General features: G+C 41.0%; 16 protein-coding genes. 12 read left to right on the forward strand and 4 right to left on the reverse strand.

All coding sequences use genetic code 11. The features are described from left to right. Nucleotides 1-53 precede the first annotated feature (53 nt). Entirely contained in the window at nucleotides 54-1,001 is a 948-nt protein-coding gene (locus ACNSN3_RS01755; protein WP_054202316.1) for a YihY/virulence factor BrkB family protein, read from the forward strand. A gap of 14 nt (nucleotides 1,002-1,015) precedes the next feature. On the opposite strand, the gene ACNSN3_RS01760 is transcribed toward ACNSN3_RS01755, so the two are convergent. Continuing rightward, the gene (locus tag ACNSN3_RS01760; protein ID WP_138623274.1) at nucleotides 1,016-4,051 is read right to left on the reverse strand and encodes an EAL domain-containing protein; all 3,036 of its coding nucleotides are present in this window, start codon (nucleotides 4,049-4,051) and stop codon (nucleotides 1,016-1,018) included. Between the two features lie 241 nt (nucleotides 4,052-4,292). Here ACNSN3_RS01760 and ACNSN3_RS01765 point away from each other — a divergent pair, with 241 nt between their 5' ends. Continuing rightward, nucleotides 4,293-5,138 carry a pirin family protein gene (locus ACNSN3_RS01765; protein ID WP_055012871.1) on the forward strand — a complete coding sequence of 282 codons (846 nt, stop codon included), beginning with the start codon at nucleotides 4,293-4,295 and terminating at the stop codon, nucleotides 5,136-5,138. Between the two features lie 22 nt (nucleotides 5,139-5,160). On the opposite strand, the gene ACNSN3_RS01770 is transcribed toward ACNSN3_RS01765, so the two are convergent. The 3 genes from ACNSN3_RS01770 to ACNSN3_RS01780 are packed head-to-tail and all read right to left on the reverse strand — an operon-like array spanning nucleotide 5,161 to nucleotide 6,180. After that, nucleotides 5,161-5,403, reverse strand: coding sequence for a hypothetical protein (locus ACNSN3_RS01770; protein ID WP_010390679.1), 243 nt, complete (start codon nucleotides 5,401-5,403; stop codon nucleotides 5,161-5,163). Between the two features lie 13 nt (nucleotides 5,404-5,416). Then, nucleotides 5,417-5,857, reverse strand: coding sequence for a hypothetical protein (locus ACNSN3_RS01775; RefSeq protein WP_055012872.1), 441 nt, complete (start codon nucleotides 5,855-5,857; stop codon nucleotides 5,417-5,419). A gap of 5 nt (nucleotides 5,858-5,862) precedes the next feature. After that, a complete protein-coding gene (locus tag ACNSN3_RS01780) occupies nucleotides 5,863-6,180 on the reverse strand; it encodes a DUF883 domain-containing protein (protein WP_076919883.1) in 318 nt (105 codons plus the stop codon). A gap of 564 nt (nucleotides 6,181-6,744) precedes the next feature. On the opposite strand from ACNSN3_RS01780, the gene mraZ reads away from it, so the two are divergent. From mraZ to murG, 10 genes are read left to right on the forward strand one after another with little or no spacing between them, the layout of a single operon-like run. Then, nucleotides 6,745-7,203 (forward strand): division/cell wall cluster transcriptional repressor MraZ, encoded by a 459-nt coding sequence (gene mraZ / locus ACNSN3_RS01785; protein ID WP_010390682.1) that lies wholly within the window; start codon nucleotides 6,745-6,747, stop codon nucleotides 7,201-7,203. A gap of 29 nt (nucleotides 7,204-7,232) precedes the next feature. Continuing rightward, a complete protein-coding gene (gene rsmH / locus ACNSN3_RS01790) occupies nucleotides 7,233-8,171 on the forward strand; it encodes a 16S rRNA (cytosine(1402)-N(4))-methyltransferase RsmH (protein WP_418608347.1) in 939 nt (312 codons plus the stop codon). Continuing rightward, nucleotides 8,168-8,494, forward strand: a complete 327-nt coding sequence (gene ftsL, locus ACNSN3_RS01795; protein ID WP_010390691.1) for a cell division protein FtsL — start codon at nucleotides 8,168-8,170, stop codon at nucleotides 8,492-8,494. The genes rsmH and ftsL overlap by 4 nt, the downstream gene beginning before the upstream one ends. Continuing rightward, nucleotides 8,491-10,308, forward strand: a complete 1,818-nt coding sequence (locus ACNSN3_RS01800; protein WP_010390693.1) for a peptidoglycan glycosyltransferase FtsI — start codon at nucleotides 8,491-8,493, stop codon at nucleotides 10,306-10,308. The genes ftsL and ACNSN3_RS01800 overlap by 4 nt, the downstream gene beginning before the upstream one ends. Continuing rightward, on the forward strand, nucleotides 10,301-11,779 hold the full coding sequence (gene murE, locus ACNSN3_RS01805; protein WP_418609033.1) for a UDP-N-acetylmuramoyl-L-alanyl-D-glutamate--2,6-diaminopimelate ligase: 1,479 nt from the start codon (nucleotides 10,301-10,303) through the stop codon (nucleotides 11,777-11,779). The genes ACNSN3_RS01800 and murE overlap by 8 nt, the downstream gene beginning before the upstream one ends. Further along, nucleotides 11,776-13,158: a UDP-N-acetylmuramoyl-tripeptide--D-alanyl-D-alanine ligase gene (locus ACNSN3_RS01810; RefSeq protein WP_418608350.1), complete on the forward strand. Its 1,383-nt coding sequence runs from the start codon at nucleotides 11,776-11,778 to the stop codon at nucleotides 13,156-13,158. The genes murE and ACNSN3_RS01810 overlap by 4 nt, the downstream gene beginning before the upstream one ends. Continuing rightward, nucleotides 13,158-14,240 (forward strand): phospho-N-acetylmuramoyl-pentapeptide-transferase, encoded by a 1,083-nt coding sequence (gene mraY / locus ACNSN3_RS01815; RefSeq protein ID WP_054202311.1) that lies wholly within the window; start codon nucleotides 13,158-13,160, stop codon nucleotides 14,238-14,240. Before ACNSN3_RS01810 ends, mraY begins: the two co-directional genes overlap by 1 nt. Next, entirely contained in the window at nucleotides 14,241-15,575 is a 1,335-nt protein-coding gene (gene murD / locus ACNSN3_RS01820) for a UDP-N-acetylmuramoyl-L-alanine--D-glutamate ligase (RefSeq protein ID WP_418608353.1), read from the forward strand. Further along, the gene (gene ftsW / locus ACNSN3_RS01825) at nucleotides 15,572-16,747 is read left to right on the forward strand and encodes a cell division protein FtsW (RefSeq protein ID WP_010390699.1); all 1,176 of its coding nucleotides are present in this window, start codon (nucleotides 15,572-15,574) and stop codon (nucleotides 16,745-16,747) included. Before murD ends, ftsW begins: the two co-directional genes overlap by 4 nt. Continuing rightward, entirely contained in the window at nucleotides 16,744-17,820 is a 1,077-nt protein-coding gene (gene murG, locus ACNSN3_RS01830) for an undecaprenyldiphospho-muramoylpentapeptide beta-N-acetylglucosaminyltransferase (protein ID WP_418608356.1), read from the forward strand. The genes ftsW and murG overlap by 4 nt, the downstream gene beginning before the upstream one ends. Nucleotides 17,821-17,832 lie beyond the last annotated feature (12 nt).

Here is a 17,832-nt window from a genome sequence, read left to right on the forward strand (position 1 = left end):
GGGGTATTTGTTTGGCAAACATCTTGCAATTAATTGGGAAAAGGGAGTTAGCTATGAGTGACTTTAAGCGTGGCCAAAGAGCCAAGCAGCCTAACCATATCCCTCTGCGTGGCTGGTGGGATATTGCAAAGCGAATTATAAAACAAATGAGCCGTGATAATTTATCCTTGGTGGCAGCAGGCGTGGCCTTTTATGCACTTCTTGCTATTTTTCCTGCCATTGCGGCGTTGGTGTCTGTGTATGCTTATTTTGCTTCACCGAATGATATTAGTGCGTATTTAAGTCAATTTATGGCGTTATTGCCGCAAAGTACCCAAGAGATTATTTTGTCTCAGGTTTCGAGTCTTGCGCAAAAGTCTCAAACCAGTTTAAGTCTTAGCGCACTGGGCACTTTACTGCTCACTATTTGGAGTAGCTCTAAGGGCAGCCAAGCTTTGATCACCGCGTGTAATATTAGTTATCACGAATACGAAAAGCGTTCATTTTTTAAGGCGCAACTTGTACGTTTATTATTTTCAGTGGGCGCGATTGTGGTGGCGGTTATAGCATTGGTAATTATAGGTATATTACCGTTAGCACTTAACCTGTTAGGAATAAAAGAGAGTATTGATTTTTTAATCATGCTTATCTCATGGCCATTACTGGCACTAACCTTTAACTTTGCATTGTTAATTTTATATCGTTACGCGCCTCACAGAAAAGCAGCTAAGTGGCGCTGGGTTACCGTAGGCTCATTCACTGCCACAGTATTATGGATTGTGGCATCTTTTGGCTTTTCATTTTATGTATCTCATTTTGCCAGTTACAACGAAACATATGGCTCTTTAGGTGGGGTGGTTATTATGCTTATGTGGCTATTTATTAGCGCTTATATCATTATTTTAGGAGCTACAATTAATGCAGCGTTAGAGCAGCAAACGGCGCAAGACAGCACTATTGGACCAGATAAAAAAAGAGGGCAGCGAGGTGCATATGTTGCAGACCACCTTGATATTAAATAACTCTATTACTTTTATCAGAGCTTAATTACTTGGTTCGTTGTTATCAGCTGCATAAACGAGGTTTTGTGCAGCGGCTTTGAAAACAAATAGCCTTGACCATAATCACAACCAGCCTCAAGTAATAAATCCATTTGTAATTTTGTTTCTATGCCTTCGGCAATTACTTTTAAACCAAGCTGATGAGCCATCATAATAATTGCTTCACATAAGGCCAGCTCTTGGCTGTTTTTTTGAATATTATCAACAAAGCGTTTATCAATTTTTAGGTAGTCGGTATCCATTTCTTGTAAGTAAGCAAGCGATGAGTAACCAGTACCAAAATCATCGAGTGCTAATTGCATCCCTGATTTAACCAAGGCTTTTAGGCGGCTTTGGGTCAACTCTTCAGGATTAACCATCAAGCCTTCAGTAATTTCTGCCACAATACTCGATGCAGGTAAATTTGCTGTCTCAAGCATGCCATACCAATCGTCTATACCACTGTCTGTGGTTGCGAGCTGCACCGGCGATACGTTAATACTAATTTGAAATTCATCTTGAATGTGTTTTTTAATATCATTAAGTGTTTGCAGTGCTTCAGTAAATACAAATTGACCAAGCGCATTTATTTGTCTGGTTTCTTCAGCAAGAGGAATAAAATCGGCAGGGCTGATCAGGCCTTTTTCTGGGTGTTGCCATCGAATAAGTCCCTCAGCTTTATGAACGTGTAAATCATCAAGGGACACAATAGGCTGATAATATAACTCAAATTGCTCTAACTCTATGGCTGAGCGAAGCTCTTTGAGCAACTGCATTCTTGCATTTGCATCTTCACGCATATCATGTGAGAAAAATTCAAAGTCATTTCGGCCGCTATTTTTTGCCTTATACATAGCTTGGTCAGCAGCTTTAAGCAGTTGCTCTGGGTTTTGGCCATCATCTGGCGCGCAGGCAATACCAATACTGGCACTGATATACACTTTTTCATCTTCAATAAAAATAGTCGAAGCAAGGCTAAGTAGCAGTGATTTTGCTATTTGTTTGATATTATCGCTACCGCGTAAGTCACTAAATACAATAACAAATTCATCGCCACCAATACGTGCTACAAAGTCAGCCTCTTTGGCTGTTTGCACAATTCGCTCAGATACTAATTTAAGTAATCTATCGCCATAATGATGGCCTAACGTATCATTAATATCTTTAAAGTGATCAATATCTAACAGCATAATGACCAGTTTTTGGTCGTGGTTGTTTACGCTCGTAAAGCGTTTATTTAACCGCTCTTTTAGTTCTAGTCGATTAGGTAAGTCGGTTAAATGATCAAAATGAGCTTGTCGCCAAATTAGCTCGTCAGCTTGTTTTTTCTCGGTTAGATCGGTAAAAATAGCAATACGACTAGTTGGGGCTTTATTTTTATCGTAAATAGTATCTATGGTTAACCATTCAGCATACAGCTCGCCATTTTTACGACGATTGGTTATTTCACCTTGCCAGCGGCCAGTTTTATTTATTGACTGCCACATGTAATCATAAAACTCTTTATCGTGTTTACCCGATGATAAAATACCCACCGTTTTATTGAGTACTTCTTTTCGAGAATACAAAGTTGTTTCACAAAATGCAGGGTTCACATCATAAATAACGCCATTTTCATCTGTGATTGCCATACCTTCACTGCTGTTGTTGTAAACTAATGACGCTAAATGCAAAGACTCTTGATTCTGCTTTCGTTGCGTGATGTTACTAATAACAATTATAAACTCATCCACTTTTTTCATTGGGCTGATTTTCGCTTCATAAAACTGATTGTCTTGTTTATGTTCAAGCTCAACAGTGACAGGAGCGCTCAGGGTTGTTAAGTACTCTTCTACTTGTTTTAAATTAGCACTAGAGAATAAACACGATAACTTTTTAGGCGGTGTTGAATGGCTATAATTTAACGATTTAATACGTCCACCGGTATCAAGTATATTGCCATTGGCATCTACGCGTAAAAAAGCATCAGGTAGTGCATTAAGCAAGCTATTTAGCTCGTCATGTTTATGTTTAAGGCATGCTTCAGCTGTTAAGCGAGTTTCAGCCATATATTTAAAACGATGATAGAGTCTATTTAGCTCAGGGCTATTAGGCTGCTCGTCGTCATGAGGCATATTACCGGCTGCTAAGCGGTTAACAGCCTGCGTTAAACTTTTAATCGGGTTTAAGATGCTTTTATTGACTAATCGTCTAGCCAATACGGCTAAAAGAAGGATGGTCATTAAAAATCCTAAAACCATTTTTACAAAGTTAATATCTATTTGCTCAAGTGTTTCATCTATTGGTTGAGTAATATAAATAGAAAGTTTATTGTTATTGCCATCACGGTAGAGAGTGGTTTGATGGAAAACTCTTCGGATACCATCTTTTCCTTTAAAAATAACACCAGCTTGCAAGTTATGCGCTAAATCGAACTTTTCCAATTTGTTGCCTAGTCTATCGGCTGAAAAAGGGTAGTTAGCTAAAATACTACCGTTAGAGTCAGTAATGACAGCTCTGATTTCTGTCGATAAATTTAAAGTATTAAGTGCCGAGCTCCACCAGTCTAAAGCGATTACGGTCACAATAACGCCTTCAATATCATTATTTTCATTTAAGATAGGGTAAGCAAAGTTAATACTTTGCGCTTTGAGGCTGCGATCGTGCTGGAAATGGCCAATACTGAACTCTTTACTGGCGATCGCGTTTTTAAAATAGGGACGGTCACTAATGTTAATATTAGTGTCGCTACTTTTTGATGTACAAATTAGGTCACCATTTTTATTTACTATACCAATATTCGCGATATTACCATTGAGTGCCTTAACATCTAAAAAATACGCAGGACAAGTAGAGGGTAAAGATTGAATGTTTTTCTGTTTTTTTGCTAAAAACTCAGTAACTTTTTTGACATCATCAATCATGCTTTGTTGTTTGATAATTAGTTGCTCAGTGATGGTGCGCACTTTTGTCTCGTGCTCTTTAATGGCTGCGTCACGACTAAACCACAAGGTTACTAAAATAATAGCAGCAACAGGTATGCAAATTAGCATAAGAAGGCGGTAGAGTTGATGTTTTAATGATGAAGTAAAAATAGTCGTATCCAAATTAGTGCAAAGTAGAGTGACGCTTGATAATCCTACTATAAATAACCATTGAAGTACTAAGGTTATATCTAAGATTTTGCAATAAAATAGTGTTGCATATGATTGAAATATATTAATTTACGTATAAAAAACATGATGAAATAATAATTTAATCCCTTATATATTTACATAACATATTAGGCAAAAAATGAAAATAACCAAAGTTTTAACTGCTTATGCTACCCAAGATGGGGATGGCGTCAATATCCGTCGTATTCCAGGATTTGATGGTAAATATTTAGACCCATTTTTAATGATTGATGAGCTTAAATCTGATGATGAGAGTGACTATATTGGTGGTTTTCCTCCTCACCCTCATCGAGGTATCGAAACTTTTACCTATATTTTAAAAGGAGGATTTGAGCATAAAGATCAAATGGGTAACACAGAAGCGATTCGCGCCGGTGACGTGCAATGGATGAGCACCGGTAGTGGTGTTATGCACAGTGAAATGCCACTTGCTGATGCTGAAAAAGGCTTACATGGCTTTCAAATTTGGCTCAATATGCCAAGCGCTGACAAAATGCGTGAGCCGCAATACCAGGATACCACAGAGCATCCAGCACCGAGGTTTACTAATCAACAAGGTATTAGTCTTAAAGCGCTAGCAGGGACATGGCAATTTGATTCACAGCAATTGGTTTCAAGCTTACAAAACTTAGCCGCTAATGGTGCTATAGCCGATGTGGCTTTGCCTGCAGGTAAGGAGCTTTATCTACCAGCACTAAAACAGCAAAAAGTGATGATTTACATACACACTGGATCATTAGAATCAGCGCAAAGTGAAACCTTTGATGCAGGAAAATTACTTATTGTTGAGCCATCGAGTGATATTTGCATACGTGCCGAAAAAGCAGCAGGTGTTCTGATTTTAGCAGCTGATCCGCTTAATCAGCCAATTGCACATATGGGGCCGTTTGTAATGACCACTGAAGCTGAAATTCGCCAAGCGGTTAGCGATTATCAAAACGGTTATTTTGGCTCACTGTCGTGACGATTTAATGTAGGAGTGAATTTTAAGCGAGTAGTTTTAATAACCAACTGTATTTTTTTACCATGTTGGTGTCTCCCTTTGCCGACTCCACAACCGCGCCTGCGGTAAAAGCACTAACGAGCCCCACTTTTGTTGCGGCAAAACGTTTGGCTCGATATTTTATTGCCGTGAGGTGCTGACGCTTTAACTCAGAGCGCATCACGACTTCTTTGTGTAGCTGTTGCACTCGAGCATTCGGTGAGTTGATCAAGTAATTGATTAACATAATTGTGTATGCCTTATAATTTAAGCAGCTGCTTTAGACTATTTAGCGTTTTAGTAAAGCCAATTTTTTTGCTTAGATAAACTGCGTTTCGCCACAGCCAAATTAAACATAAAATTTGTAGGCTGATCACTACAGTAATGCTCAGCCAAATCGAGCTAAATAAGTCAAAAGTCGCAAAGCCTACAATACCTAAGAACCCGACCCACAGTAACACCAAGCCACTGGCAAAACATCCAAGTAGGATAGTGATCAGTGCTAAGGATCTTAACGACAATTTCCATTCAGCTATAGCAAGCTGATGCGTCAACTTTCCTTGTTGATGATAATCATCCTTGAGCTGTGCTGCATAATCAGCAAGCTTTGCAATATGATCTTGCCAGTCATCGGCATGTTTTGCCGATGACTGCGAATCTGTCGATTGTGATTCACTTGATGTTGAATGTAGGTTTTGCATTAGTATTACTTACGACGAAATAGTGCAGTAACTAACATACCAGCAGCAAATGCAAGACCAGCCGTTGCTAATGGGTTTTCTGATGCGAGTTGACGAGTCTTAGAAGTACATTCTTCTAATTTCTCGCGAGCTGCTAACTGTTTCTCATTAAGTGTTTCTGCTGAGCTGCTTGCTCCTTTACGAACGCCATTTTCAGCTACCGCTGCTTTACTCGATAATGCATCTACTGCATCATGCGCAGCTGATGTTGCCTTATCTGTTAACGGGGCTTCAATCTCTTGTTTTGTATCAATAGGTGTTTTGCTCTTTGTTGCCGTAGCCATAATCAATCCTTAATAGTTTTTTAAAAGTAATTATTAAGGTGCAATGATTAAACCAGTTTTTAACTCATTGTTTTATATGGATTGTATTTTATTTACTAATTTTTAGTAGGTTTATAGCTGTAACTATTGCGACAACAGTTTGTAATTTTTACAAACCAAGGCGTTTTAATCATTCGAGGTTGATTTTTCCTTTGCTTACTCGGTTATACATTTCGGGTCATGATTTAGTTGCACCTAGTTCGAATAAACAAAGCCCTACACACCCTAAATAAATTGTAATTATTCACTGTTTATTCATTAAGCAAATAATGCCAGCTAGCTAATAAAAAAAACGATAAAAAATTTTTTACTGGCTGATCAGATTTTTTACTAAACAATTCAACCGCTTTAATCTGAGCCTTATTTTTTCAGGCTTCGCGGGGTGCTAAAGCTGGGTGACTTACTTGACAAAAAGGCTTGTCAAGCCCTAAACTGGAGCACTGTGGTAAAAAGTGGTGTTTAGTGGATCAAACTGGATCGGGTTAATCAAAAAGTTGATTAAAATAATTTTACAATAGGCTTTTTATGTTTCGTGGCGCAAGTTCACTGAGTTTGGATGATAAAGGACGTTTTGCGGTACCAACAAAGTACCGAGACACGCTATTGTCTGAAGATCAGGGAACGGTTATTTGCACTGTTGCACTCAATGAGCCTTGCCTTTGGTTATACCCTCTTGCTGAATGGTTAGAAATAGAAAGCCGTTTAGCAAAAATATCTAATATGAATCCCAGAGCGCGACGGATGCAACGTATGTTGTTAGGTAATGCGACAGAGTATCAGCTTGATAAAAACGGTCGAATTTTGCTGGCGCCTTCTTTGCGCTCACATGCAGAACTTGGCAAAAAAATTATGCTGGTGGGCTTAATGAATAAATTTGAGATTTGGGATGAGGCGCGTTGGCACGAACAAATGCGCCAAGACACTGAGCTTGAAAGGCTTGGTGAATTTGAACCGAATGACGATTTAGATAACTTTACCCTCTAGCAGCAAAACAAAAAGGCAAAAAATAGCTAATGACAGCGCAATTTGAACACGTATCCGTATTAATGGAAGAAACCATAGATGCACTTGCAATTAAGCCAGACGGCATTTATATGGATGGCACCTTTGGACGTGGCGGACATTCAGGGCAAATATTAGCGCGCTTGGGCGACGCTGGTCGCTTGCAGGCTATTGATCAGGATCCACAAGCTATAAAGTCAGCAGAAAAGTTTGCCGATGATTCACGTTTTTCGATTGCTCACTCACGGTTCTCAAAGTTATACGAAGTTGCTGAGAAAAACGATCTAATTGGTAAAGTTGATGGCATTTTACTTGATATTGGTGTGTCGTCACCGCAGTTAGATGATGCCGCTCGTGGCTTTAGTTTTATGAAAGATGGCCCGCTTGATATGCGAATGGATCCAAGCACAGGCCGTAGCGCTGCGCAGTGGTTAGCTGAGGCGGAACTAGATGACATTACCCATGTGATCAAAAAGCTAGGTGAAGAAAAATTTGGTAAGCGCATTGCGCACAAGATATTGGAAGTGCGAGAACATACGCCAATCACTACCACTAAACAGCTCGCAGATTTAGTTGATGAAGCAGTACCTGTTAAAGATAAGTTTAAACATCCTGCAACGCGCACGTTTCAGGCAATTCGTATTTATATCAATAGCGAGTTAGAGGAAATTCAAACCGCACTACAAGCGGCGATTAAAGTTCTTAAGCCGGGTGGTCGCTTAGTTGTTATTTCTTTTCACTCTTTAGAAGATCGCATTGTAAAACAATTTATTAAAAAACAGAGTAAGGGAGAAGCGATACCCAGAGGTCTGCCTTTAACCGACGCACAAATAAATAAAAACCTGACGTTAAAAGCAGTGGGTAAAGCTATTAAACCAAGTGCTGATGAAGTGGCTCGCAATCCACGCTCTCGTAGCTCAGTACTAAGGATTGCACAGAGGTTGGGATGAGTAAAAAAGCGAGTTATCGCCAACCCAATCTATTTATTGAAATAATTAAAGGCCTAGGTGCGAACAAGATCACCTTGGCCTTGTTGGTTGTGATATTCGCGTCAAGTTTGAGCGTGGTGCAGGTAACTCATTTATCTCGTGCGCAATTAATTGAGCAAGATTCGTTACTGCAAGAGCGTGATGAATTGGATTTAGAGTGGCGTTATTTTTTAGTGGAAGAAGAATTTTATTCGCAACATGCACGCATTGAAGAAGTGGCAACGTCACAATTAGAAATGAAGCGGCCAACCAGCCAAGATGAGCAGGTAATTATATTACAATGAGAACGCGAGGCAAAAAACCAGTCAACAACCTAATCGCATGGCGCTTTATTTTAGTGTGCGCGGTGATTTTTTTAGTGTTTGTGACTTTGGTATCGCGCGCCGCATATTTGCAAGTAATTGAACCCGATAAGGCTCGCTCCGAAAGTGACAAGCGTACAGTACGTGTTGAAAAATTGCATGTGCAACGCGGTATGATCTTCGATCGTAACGGTAAAGAGCTCGCAGTTAGTGTGCCTGTAGTCAGTGTGTATGCAGATCCTAAAGCTTTGCATAAATCACTGGTGAGCAAAGTGCTCAGACAAGCCCGTAAAAATGGTGAAGATCAGCAAACTCTGCGTGAAAATGTCGCTGAGCTAAACAAGCGTACCGCCCTGTATTATAAAAACGATTTGCGCTGGCGTGAACTAGCCGATGTACTGCGCATTGAACCGAGCAAAATTAATACCCGACTACTTGATGATCCTACTCGTCGCTTTGTTTACTTAAAACGCCAAGTTACTCCGGCTGTTGCTAATTATATTGGCGATTTACGCCTACCAGGTATTCATTTATTAGATGAATCAAAACGCTATTACCCTGCCGGTGAGGTCAGTGCGCATATCATTGGTTTTACTAATATCGATGGCAAAGGCATTGAAGGCATAGAAAAGCTTTACGAAAATGCACTCACAGGTGAAGAAGGCCGACGTACGATTCGAAAAGATGCTCAAGGTCGTGAAGTTGAAGTGCTTGATGAGCGCGAGCGAGTGGAGCCTGAGAGTATTCAACTGAGTATTGATCAGCGTATTCAGGCGATTGCCTACAAAGCGGTTAAATCAGCGGTATTAACTTACAAGGCCACTTCAGGTTCAGCCATGGTGGTTGATGTTAAAACTGGTGAAGTTTTGGCTATGGTAAATAGTCCTTCATTTAATCCTAACAATTTAAGCGGTGCGGCTCCTCATAAGCGTCGTAACCGTGCAATTACCGATTTGTTTGAACCCGGCTCAACCGTTAAGCCTCTAGCCATTTTAGCTGGATTAGACTACGGCACAATCCAACCGGATGACAAAGTTGATACCTACCCAGGCTGGATGCGTTTAGGGGGCAGCTTAGTACAAGATACCCGTAATCATGGTGAAATGACGCTGCGCGAAATTTTAAAGTACTCCAGTAATATGGGCGTAACGAAAATAAGCCAAACCGTGCCCAAAGACTACTTTGTAGGTCTTTACCAAAAGGTGGGTTTTGGTAGTGATAGTGGTACCGGCATGGTCGGGGAAAGCAGTGGTTTATTTTACCCAAACCGTCGTTGGTCAGATCACGAAATTGCCGCACTTTCGTTTGGTTACAATATTGCCGTGAGTACCGCGCAAATGGCTCGTTTTTACGCCATGTTAGGCGCAGGTGGGGTTAACCGCCCACTCACTGTACTAAAGCAAGACTCTATACCTGAAGGTGAACGTGTTTTTCAGCAACAAGATGTTGAAGCTGTAGTTCATATGATGGAAAGCGTATTTGAAGAAGGTGGAACCGCACGCCGTATTAAAGTTGATGGCTACCGTGCAGCTGGTAAAACGGGTACTTCTAAAAAGGCCGCTGCAGGTGGTTATGGTGACGAATATGTAGGTTATTTTGCGGGCATTGCCCCTGCGAGTAATCCGCGATTAGCCGTTGTGGTATTAATCAACGAGCCCGGTGGAGATGTTTATTACGGTGGCGCAACGGCAGGTCCGGCGTTTGCAGAAATAATCTCTAATTCATTAAGAATTTTAAACGTTGCCCCAGATAAAGACTCGGTGGCATACGTGAAGGGCAAAGATGATGGTGCGTGATTTACACACAATTTTAAAATGTTTAGAAATAGATGCAGCACGTTTAATGGTAAACGAGTTGCGTTTAGACAGCCGCGATGTAAAACCGGGTGATGTGTTTGTGGCAATAAAAGGTCATCAGCTTGATGGCGGACAGTTTATTGATAAAGCAATTGAGAATGGTGCCAGTGCAATTATTGCCGACAGACTGTGTGAGTTTGAAAGTGATTTTGAGCCGCTTTATTTAGTCTCAGAATTAAATAAAAAATTGCCTGTTTTAGCGAGTAAATTTTACCAGCAACCGAGCCTAGAGTTAGACTTAATTGGTGTAACAGGTACTAATGGTAAGTCGACTACTACAGCAATGATTGCTCATTTAGCACAGTTTTGTCGTACCAAAGCCGCAATTATAGGCACGCTCGGTTATGGCCATCCAGATAATTTAACACCGCTACAAAACACCACACCATCAACGGTTGATTTACAGCATATTTTAAGTGACTTAAAAGAGCAGCAACATCGCTTAGTAGCGATGGAAGTATCATCACATGGTCTAGTGCAGCACCGTGTTGATCAGTGCCATTTCAAAGCGGCGGTATTTACTAACCTATCTCGTGATCATCTAGATTATCATGGTGACATGGATAGTTACGGTGATGCCAAATTGATGCTGTTTCGTGATTTTGATGCTGCCAATGTCATTCTTAACCAAGATGACGGACAAGCAGAGCAATGGATTGAGAAATATAGCTTTAATAAACTAATTTGTTATGGCCGTAAAAACTTAGCCCCTAAAAACGCTCAGTTTGTGTATTTTTCTGATGTTAGCTATTCAGCAACCGGTATTTCGGCGCAATTAACTACAAGTTGGGGTGATATTGCCATAAAATCACCGTTATATGGTGAATTTAATCTATACAATTTAACCGCTGCTTTAGCCACATTATTAGCGCTAGGTTACCCATTAACGCAATTAGTGGCAGGGTGTGAGTATTTGCAACCTGTAGCAGGTAGAATGCAAGCATTTACAGCGCCAAATATGCCTACTTGCGTGGTTGATTATGCACATACGCCAGATGCACTGGCTTTAGCGTTACAAGCGCTGCAGCAACATGTACCAGGTGGTGTAAGTTGTGTATTTGGTTGCGGCGGCGACAGAGATAAAGGCAAACGTGTATTAATGGCACAAGCCGCTGAGCAGTTTGCAGACAAAGTGCTCATTACCAGTGACAACCCGCGCTCTGAAGATCCTAATGAAATTATTAATGACGTAGCGGCAGGGTTAACACACCCACAAAACGCCCATTTAGAGGCCGACCGTGGTGTTGCGATACAATTTGCTATCGATAACGCAAAAGCCGGTGAGGTTATTTTAATTGCCGGTAAAGGGCATGAAGACTATCAAATTATAGGTAACAAACGCATCGATTTTTGCGATCGCCAATTTGTACAACAACAATTAAAAAAAGCAGTAAGAGGGTCTCAAGCATGATCCCAATGGATTTTGATTGGCTAGCAAATGTGCTGGCAACCGATTATCAAGGTGATAATCGTCAAGTAATAAATATAAACACCGATACCCGTACTTTGTGTGATGGTGAAGTGTTTTTGGCACTTAAAGGCCCTAACTTTGATGGTCATAAGTTTATTGAGCAAGCAAAACAAAAAGGGGCTATTGGAGTCATTGTCGATCACGCTGTTGATACCGACATTGCTCAATTTGTAGTTGCCGATACCCGTATTGCATTAGGCACAATTGGTACAGCGGTTATGGCGCAAGTTGCACCTAAAACTATCGCTATTACTGGCAGTGTAGGTAAAACCACAGTTAAAGAAATGTGTGCCGCTATTTTATCAAGTAAAGGGGATGTTTTAGCGACTAAAGGCAACTTCAATAATGATATTGGCGTGCCTCTTACCTTATTAAGATTAGAGCCACAGCACCGTTATGCGGTTATTGAGCTCGGTGCAAACCATATTGGTGAAATTGCCTACACTACCGCCATGACCAAACCAGATGTTGCCGTGGTATGTAATGTTGCGGCGGCGCATTTAGAAGGTTTTGGTAGCCTGCAAGGGGTAGCACAAGCCAAAGGCGAAATTTACGATGGTTTAAAAGACGATGGCATTGCCATTGTTAATTGCGATAGCGAGTTTAGTCAGTATTGGCTTGATAAATTAGCAGCGCGAAAGGTTAAATGTTTTTCTAGCAGTGAAAAACTGGATATTTGGGCTGAGGACATCAGCCTAGATGCACAAGCTCGCGCAAGCTTTATGTTATGTACCAAACAACACAGAGTACCGGTAACGTTAGCATTGCCAGGCAAGCATAATATTAGCAACGCGCTTATTGCTGCGGCATTAACCAGTGAGTTTGACGTGTCACTTGATGAAATTGCCAGCGCCTTAGCGACCATGGGTGAAGTTAAAGGGCGGGTTAACCTGATTGAAGCTAGTGATTCACTCACCATTATAGATGATACTTATAATGCCAACGTTAAATCGGTAAAAGCGGCGATTGATTTACTTAGCGATATTCAAGGTCATCGTATTTTGGCTCTCGGTGATATGGGGGAGCTTGGTGAAGATGCTCGTAAGTATCATCAAGAAGTGGGCGAATATGCATTAGCGCAAGGCATTGATGAGCTATTTACACTCGGTGTATTAAGTAAGTCAGCAAGTGATGTATTTGAGCTGCCTAATCGTCACTTTTCAAATCGTGAGCAAATGCTGCAGCAAATTCAAAACAGTATTAGCAAAGTAGATAAAAAAATTACCCTTGTCGTGAAAGGATCACGCAGTTCTCGCATGGAGCTTTTAGTAACCGATTTAGTTAATGGCCAGCAACAAGCCATCAATGGAGTATCATAATGTTAGTTTGGCTGGCTGAGTATTTAACTCAATATTATAGTGGCTTTAATGTTTTTTCGTATTTAACTCTTCGTGCCATTTTAGGTATTTTGACCGCATTAATTATGTCGCTTTATTTGGGGCCAAAGTTAATTCGTGGTTTACAGCGCATGCAAATTGGACAAACAGTACGTGATGATGGTCCGCAATCGCATTTGTCTAAATCGGGTACGCCGACCATGGGTGGCTTACTTATTTTAGCGGCAATATTCACCAGCACTTTATTGTGGGCTGATTTGTCTAATAAATACGTATGGGCCACATTATTTGTGATTGGTTCATTGGGGATTGTTGGCTTTATTGACGATTACCGCAAAGTGATCCGCAAAGATCCTAAAGGACTGATTGCTAAGTGGAAGTATTTTTGGCAATCAGTAATTGCATTGGTTGTAGCAACTGCACTTTACATGACCAGTACCCAAGCGACAGAGACATCTCTTGTTGTACCATTTTTTAAAGATGTACTGCCACAGCTAGGACTGTTTTATATCGTAATCACGTATTTTGCATTAGTGGGCACCTCAAACGCGGTAAACTTAACCGACGGACTAGATGGCTTAGCTATTGTGCCAACAATTTTAGTGGCTGCAGCGCTGGCTATTATTGCTTATTTAACCGGTAATATTAACTTTTCAGCTTATTTACATATTCCGCATTTGCCACTTGCCAGTGAATTGGTAGTGGTGTGTACCGCTATTGTGGGTGCAGGGTTAGGCTTTTTATGGTTTAACACCTACCCAGCACAAGTGTTTATGGGCGATGTAGGCTCGTTAGCTCTAGGTGGTGCATTAGGTATTATTGCTGTGCTGGTTCGCCAAGAGTTATTACTTATTATTATGGGGGGCGTGTTTGTAATGGAAGCGCTGTCGGTAATTTTACAAGTTGGCTCTTATAAATTACGCGGCCAACGTATTTTTAAAATGGCGCCGATTCACCACCATTATGAACTTAAAGGATGGCCAGAGCCACGCGTTATTGTGCGCTTTTGGATAATTTCTATTGTGCTGGTGCTCGCTGGCCTTGCGACATTAAAGATCCGATAAATGCAGTATTTAAAAGAGATAAAAAATAAACAAATAACAGTGCTCGGGCTCGGTGTAACTGGCCTGGGCATTGTGCGCTTTTTATTATCTCAAGGAATACAGCCCAATGTAGTCGATAGCCGAGAAAATCCTCCCGGTGTTGATTGGCTCAAGCAACATGCCGCTAATCTAAATACTCACTTTGGTGATTTAAATAACGCGGCGCTCAGTGCTTGCGATATGATCATTATTAGTCCTGGACTAAGTTTAAAAACCTCTGCGGTTGCACAGGCAATGAATGCAGGTGTAGAAATAATTGGTGATGTTGAGTTATTTGCCCGCATTAACACTAAACCAGTTGTTGCGGTAACAGGTTCAAACGGTAAATCAACGGTAGTAACCCTTGCTTACGAAGTATTAAAAACCGCAGGTTATAAAGTAGCACTGGGCGGCAATATTGGCACAGCTGTACTGGATTTACTTGACGGTGACTTTGATGTATTTGTACTGGAACTATCGAGTTTTCAGCTTGATACCACTGACAGCTTAAAAGCCAGCAGTGCAACTGTGCTTAATATTTCAGAAGATCATCTCGATCGCTATGATAGCTATCAAGCTTATATAGATTCAAAGTTAAGTATTTATAACGGCGCTGAACTTTTAGTTATTAATGCTGACGATAGACAAACCCACCCAGTGAGTCGCACGTTAGCACCACAAGTTAGTTTTGGAGAAACACAAGGTGATTACCACTTAGCACAGCATAATAACGAAGCGCACTTTATGGTAAAGGGCGAAGCTTATTTGCCAGTAAGTACCTTAGCCGTTGTGGGTAAGCATAATTATTTAAATACACTGGCAGTAATGGCGTTACTCAGCCCGTTTGAAATAACTAAAGCGCATTATAAAACTGCGTTAGCTCAATTTAATGGCTTGGCACATCGTTGCCAGTTTGTGGGTGAGTTTAATAGCGTTAAGTATTTTAATGATTCTAAAGCCACCAATGTAGGCGCAACAATTACCGCTATTGATAGTTTAGCGGGTAAGCAACAAAACTTAGTGGTTATTGCTGGTGGCGATGCCAAAGGCGCTGATTTAGAGGCACTTAAACCTTATGTTGAGCAACACGTTAAAGCCCTCATTTGCTTTGGTAAAGATGCAAAAGAGTTAATGGCACTAACTGCTAAAGGTCATTTAACCACTAACATGTCTGAAGCTGTGGCGCTTGCTAAACAATTAAGTACGTCAGGCGATACGGTTTTATTAGCCCCAGCCTGCGCCAGTATAGATATGTATAACAACTATATGCAGCGCGGCGATGATTTTGTGCATTGTGTATTGCAGGAGCTGCCATGATAGCTTTTGCGGATATTAAAGAGGCATTTACTCCTAAACCTTCGGCGCAGCTTTATGATGTGCCGCTCCTTTATTGCATGTTAATGCTAATAGGGGTGGGCTTTGTGATGGTAACTAGTGCTTCAATGCCGACGGCCGATAGGCTGTTTGGCAATATTTATCATTTTACTATCCGCCACGGTATTTTTTTAGGGCTCTCGTTTTGTTTATTTTGCATTAGTACTCAAGTACCTATGTCGTGGTGGAAAAAAGCTAATCCCTACTTATTACTAATCGGCTTAGTGTTGTTATTGGTAGTGCTTATTGTCGGTCGTGAAGTGAATGGTTCTACCCGCTGGATACCTATAGGGCCATTTAATATTCAGGCTTCCGAGCTCGCTAAGTTATTCTTTTTTAGTTATATCGCTGGCTATTTAGTACGTAAGCGCAGTGAAGTACAAGAAAACATAAAAGGCTTTGCTAAACCCATAGCGGTATTTGCAGTTTATGCGGCACTTATTTTAATGCAGCCCGATTTAGGAACCGTGGTGGTGATGTTTGTTACTACGGTTGGTTTATTGTTTTTAGCTGGTGCTAAGCTTTGGCAATTTTTTGCACTTATTTTAACCGGTATTGCGCTGGTGGTTGGGTTGATTGTGTTTGAGCCCTATCGTATGGCGCGTGTGGTGGGTTTTTTAGAACCTTGGGATGACCCTTTTGGTAAAGGTTATCAATTAGTACAATCACTGATGGCTTATAGCCAAGGTGATTGGTTTGGCCAAGGCTTAGGTAATAGCGTACAAAAATTACAATATTTACCGGAAGCTCACACCGATTTTATTTTTGCCGTGATTGCTGAAGAACTTGGTTTTATGGGCGTATTGAGTATTTTAATGGTATTAGGGACATTAGTATTTAGAGCGCTACTAATTGGCCAAAATGCGCTTAAAAACGGTAAAGAATATGAAGGCTATTTAGCTTTAGCTATCGGTATTTGGTTTGCATTTCAAACTATGGTTAATGTAGGCGCCAGTGCCGGTATATTACCAACCAAAGGACTAACCCTACCGTTTATTTCCTATGGTGGCTCAAGTTTATTAATGATGACCATAGCCACTGGTATTTTATTACGGGTAGATTTTGAAACGAAGATGGCAACTAAACAGGCCACGTCGGGGGGAGCTAAACGATGAGTAAAAAAATAGTCGTTGTAGCAGGGGGCACAGGTGGACATATTTTCCCGGGGATTGCGGTTGCTGATTATCTCAAACAGCAAGGTTGGCAAGTTAGCTGGATAGGCACTCCTGATAGAATGGAAGCCAGTGTCGTGCCCAAGCACAACATAGAAATTGATTTTATTGATGTAAAAGGCGTGCGAGGTAATGGTTTAAAACGCCTCATTAAAGCGCCATTCATGGTTATTAATGCAATATTGCAGGCGCGTAAAGTATTAAAACAACAACGCCCTGACGTGGTTTTAGCTATGGGCGGCTACGTGACAGGCCCTACGGGTATTGCGGCAAAAAGTCTCGGTATCCCTTTGGTAATTCATGAGCAAAACGCCGTAGCTGGTATGAGCAATAAATGGCTAGCGAAATTTGCGAATCGCGTATTAGCTGCATTTCCAAGTGCTTTTGCCAGTGGTAAAGCTGAGCTGGTGGGTAACCCTGTGCGTCAGAGTGTAGTTGATATACCTAAGCGGGAAATATCAAGTCCAATTAATATGCTTGTAGTGGGTGGCTCACTAGGTGCGCAAGTACTTAACCAAACACTGCCTGAAGCATTTAAGCGCTTAAATGATACCTGTGCCATTAATGTTTGGCACCAAACTGGTAAAGGCCATTTTGCTAGTGTGAGCGAAAGTTACCAGCAGCAACAAATGGGCAATGAGCAAGTGACCGTTGCTGAATTTATTGATGATATGGATACCGCTTATAGCTGGGCCGATATTGTGATTTGTCGCGCCGGAGCGCTAACGGTTAGTGAAATTGCTGCAGCAGGTAAAATGGCGGTATTTGTACCGTTTCCACATGCGGTTGATGATCACCAAACAGCAAATGCACAGTATTTAGTAATGGCAGAAGGGGCATTATTAATGCCACAGGGGCAATTTAATCAGCGCAGCATTGTTGAACTTTTAAGTCCCTATTTAGCCGAACCTTTATTAATAACTAAAATGGCTGCTAAAGCAAAGCAGCAGGCTATTTTAGATGCCACAGCCAGCGTCGCTATGCACTGTGAGCAAGTAACAAATAAGAGAATATAAGTGAAACAGACA

This window comes from Pseudoalteromonas sp. US3C1004 (assembly GCF_048401065.1).
Lineage (GTDB): Bacteria > Pseudomonadota > Gammaproteobacteria > Enterobacterales > Alteromonadaceae > Pseudoalteromonas > Pseudoalteromonas undina.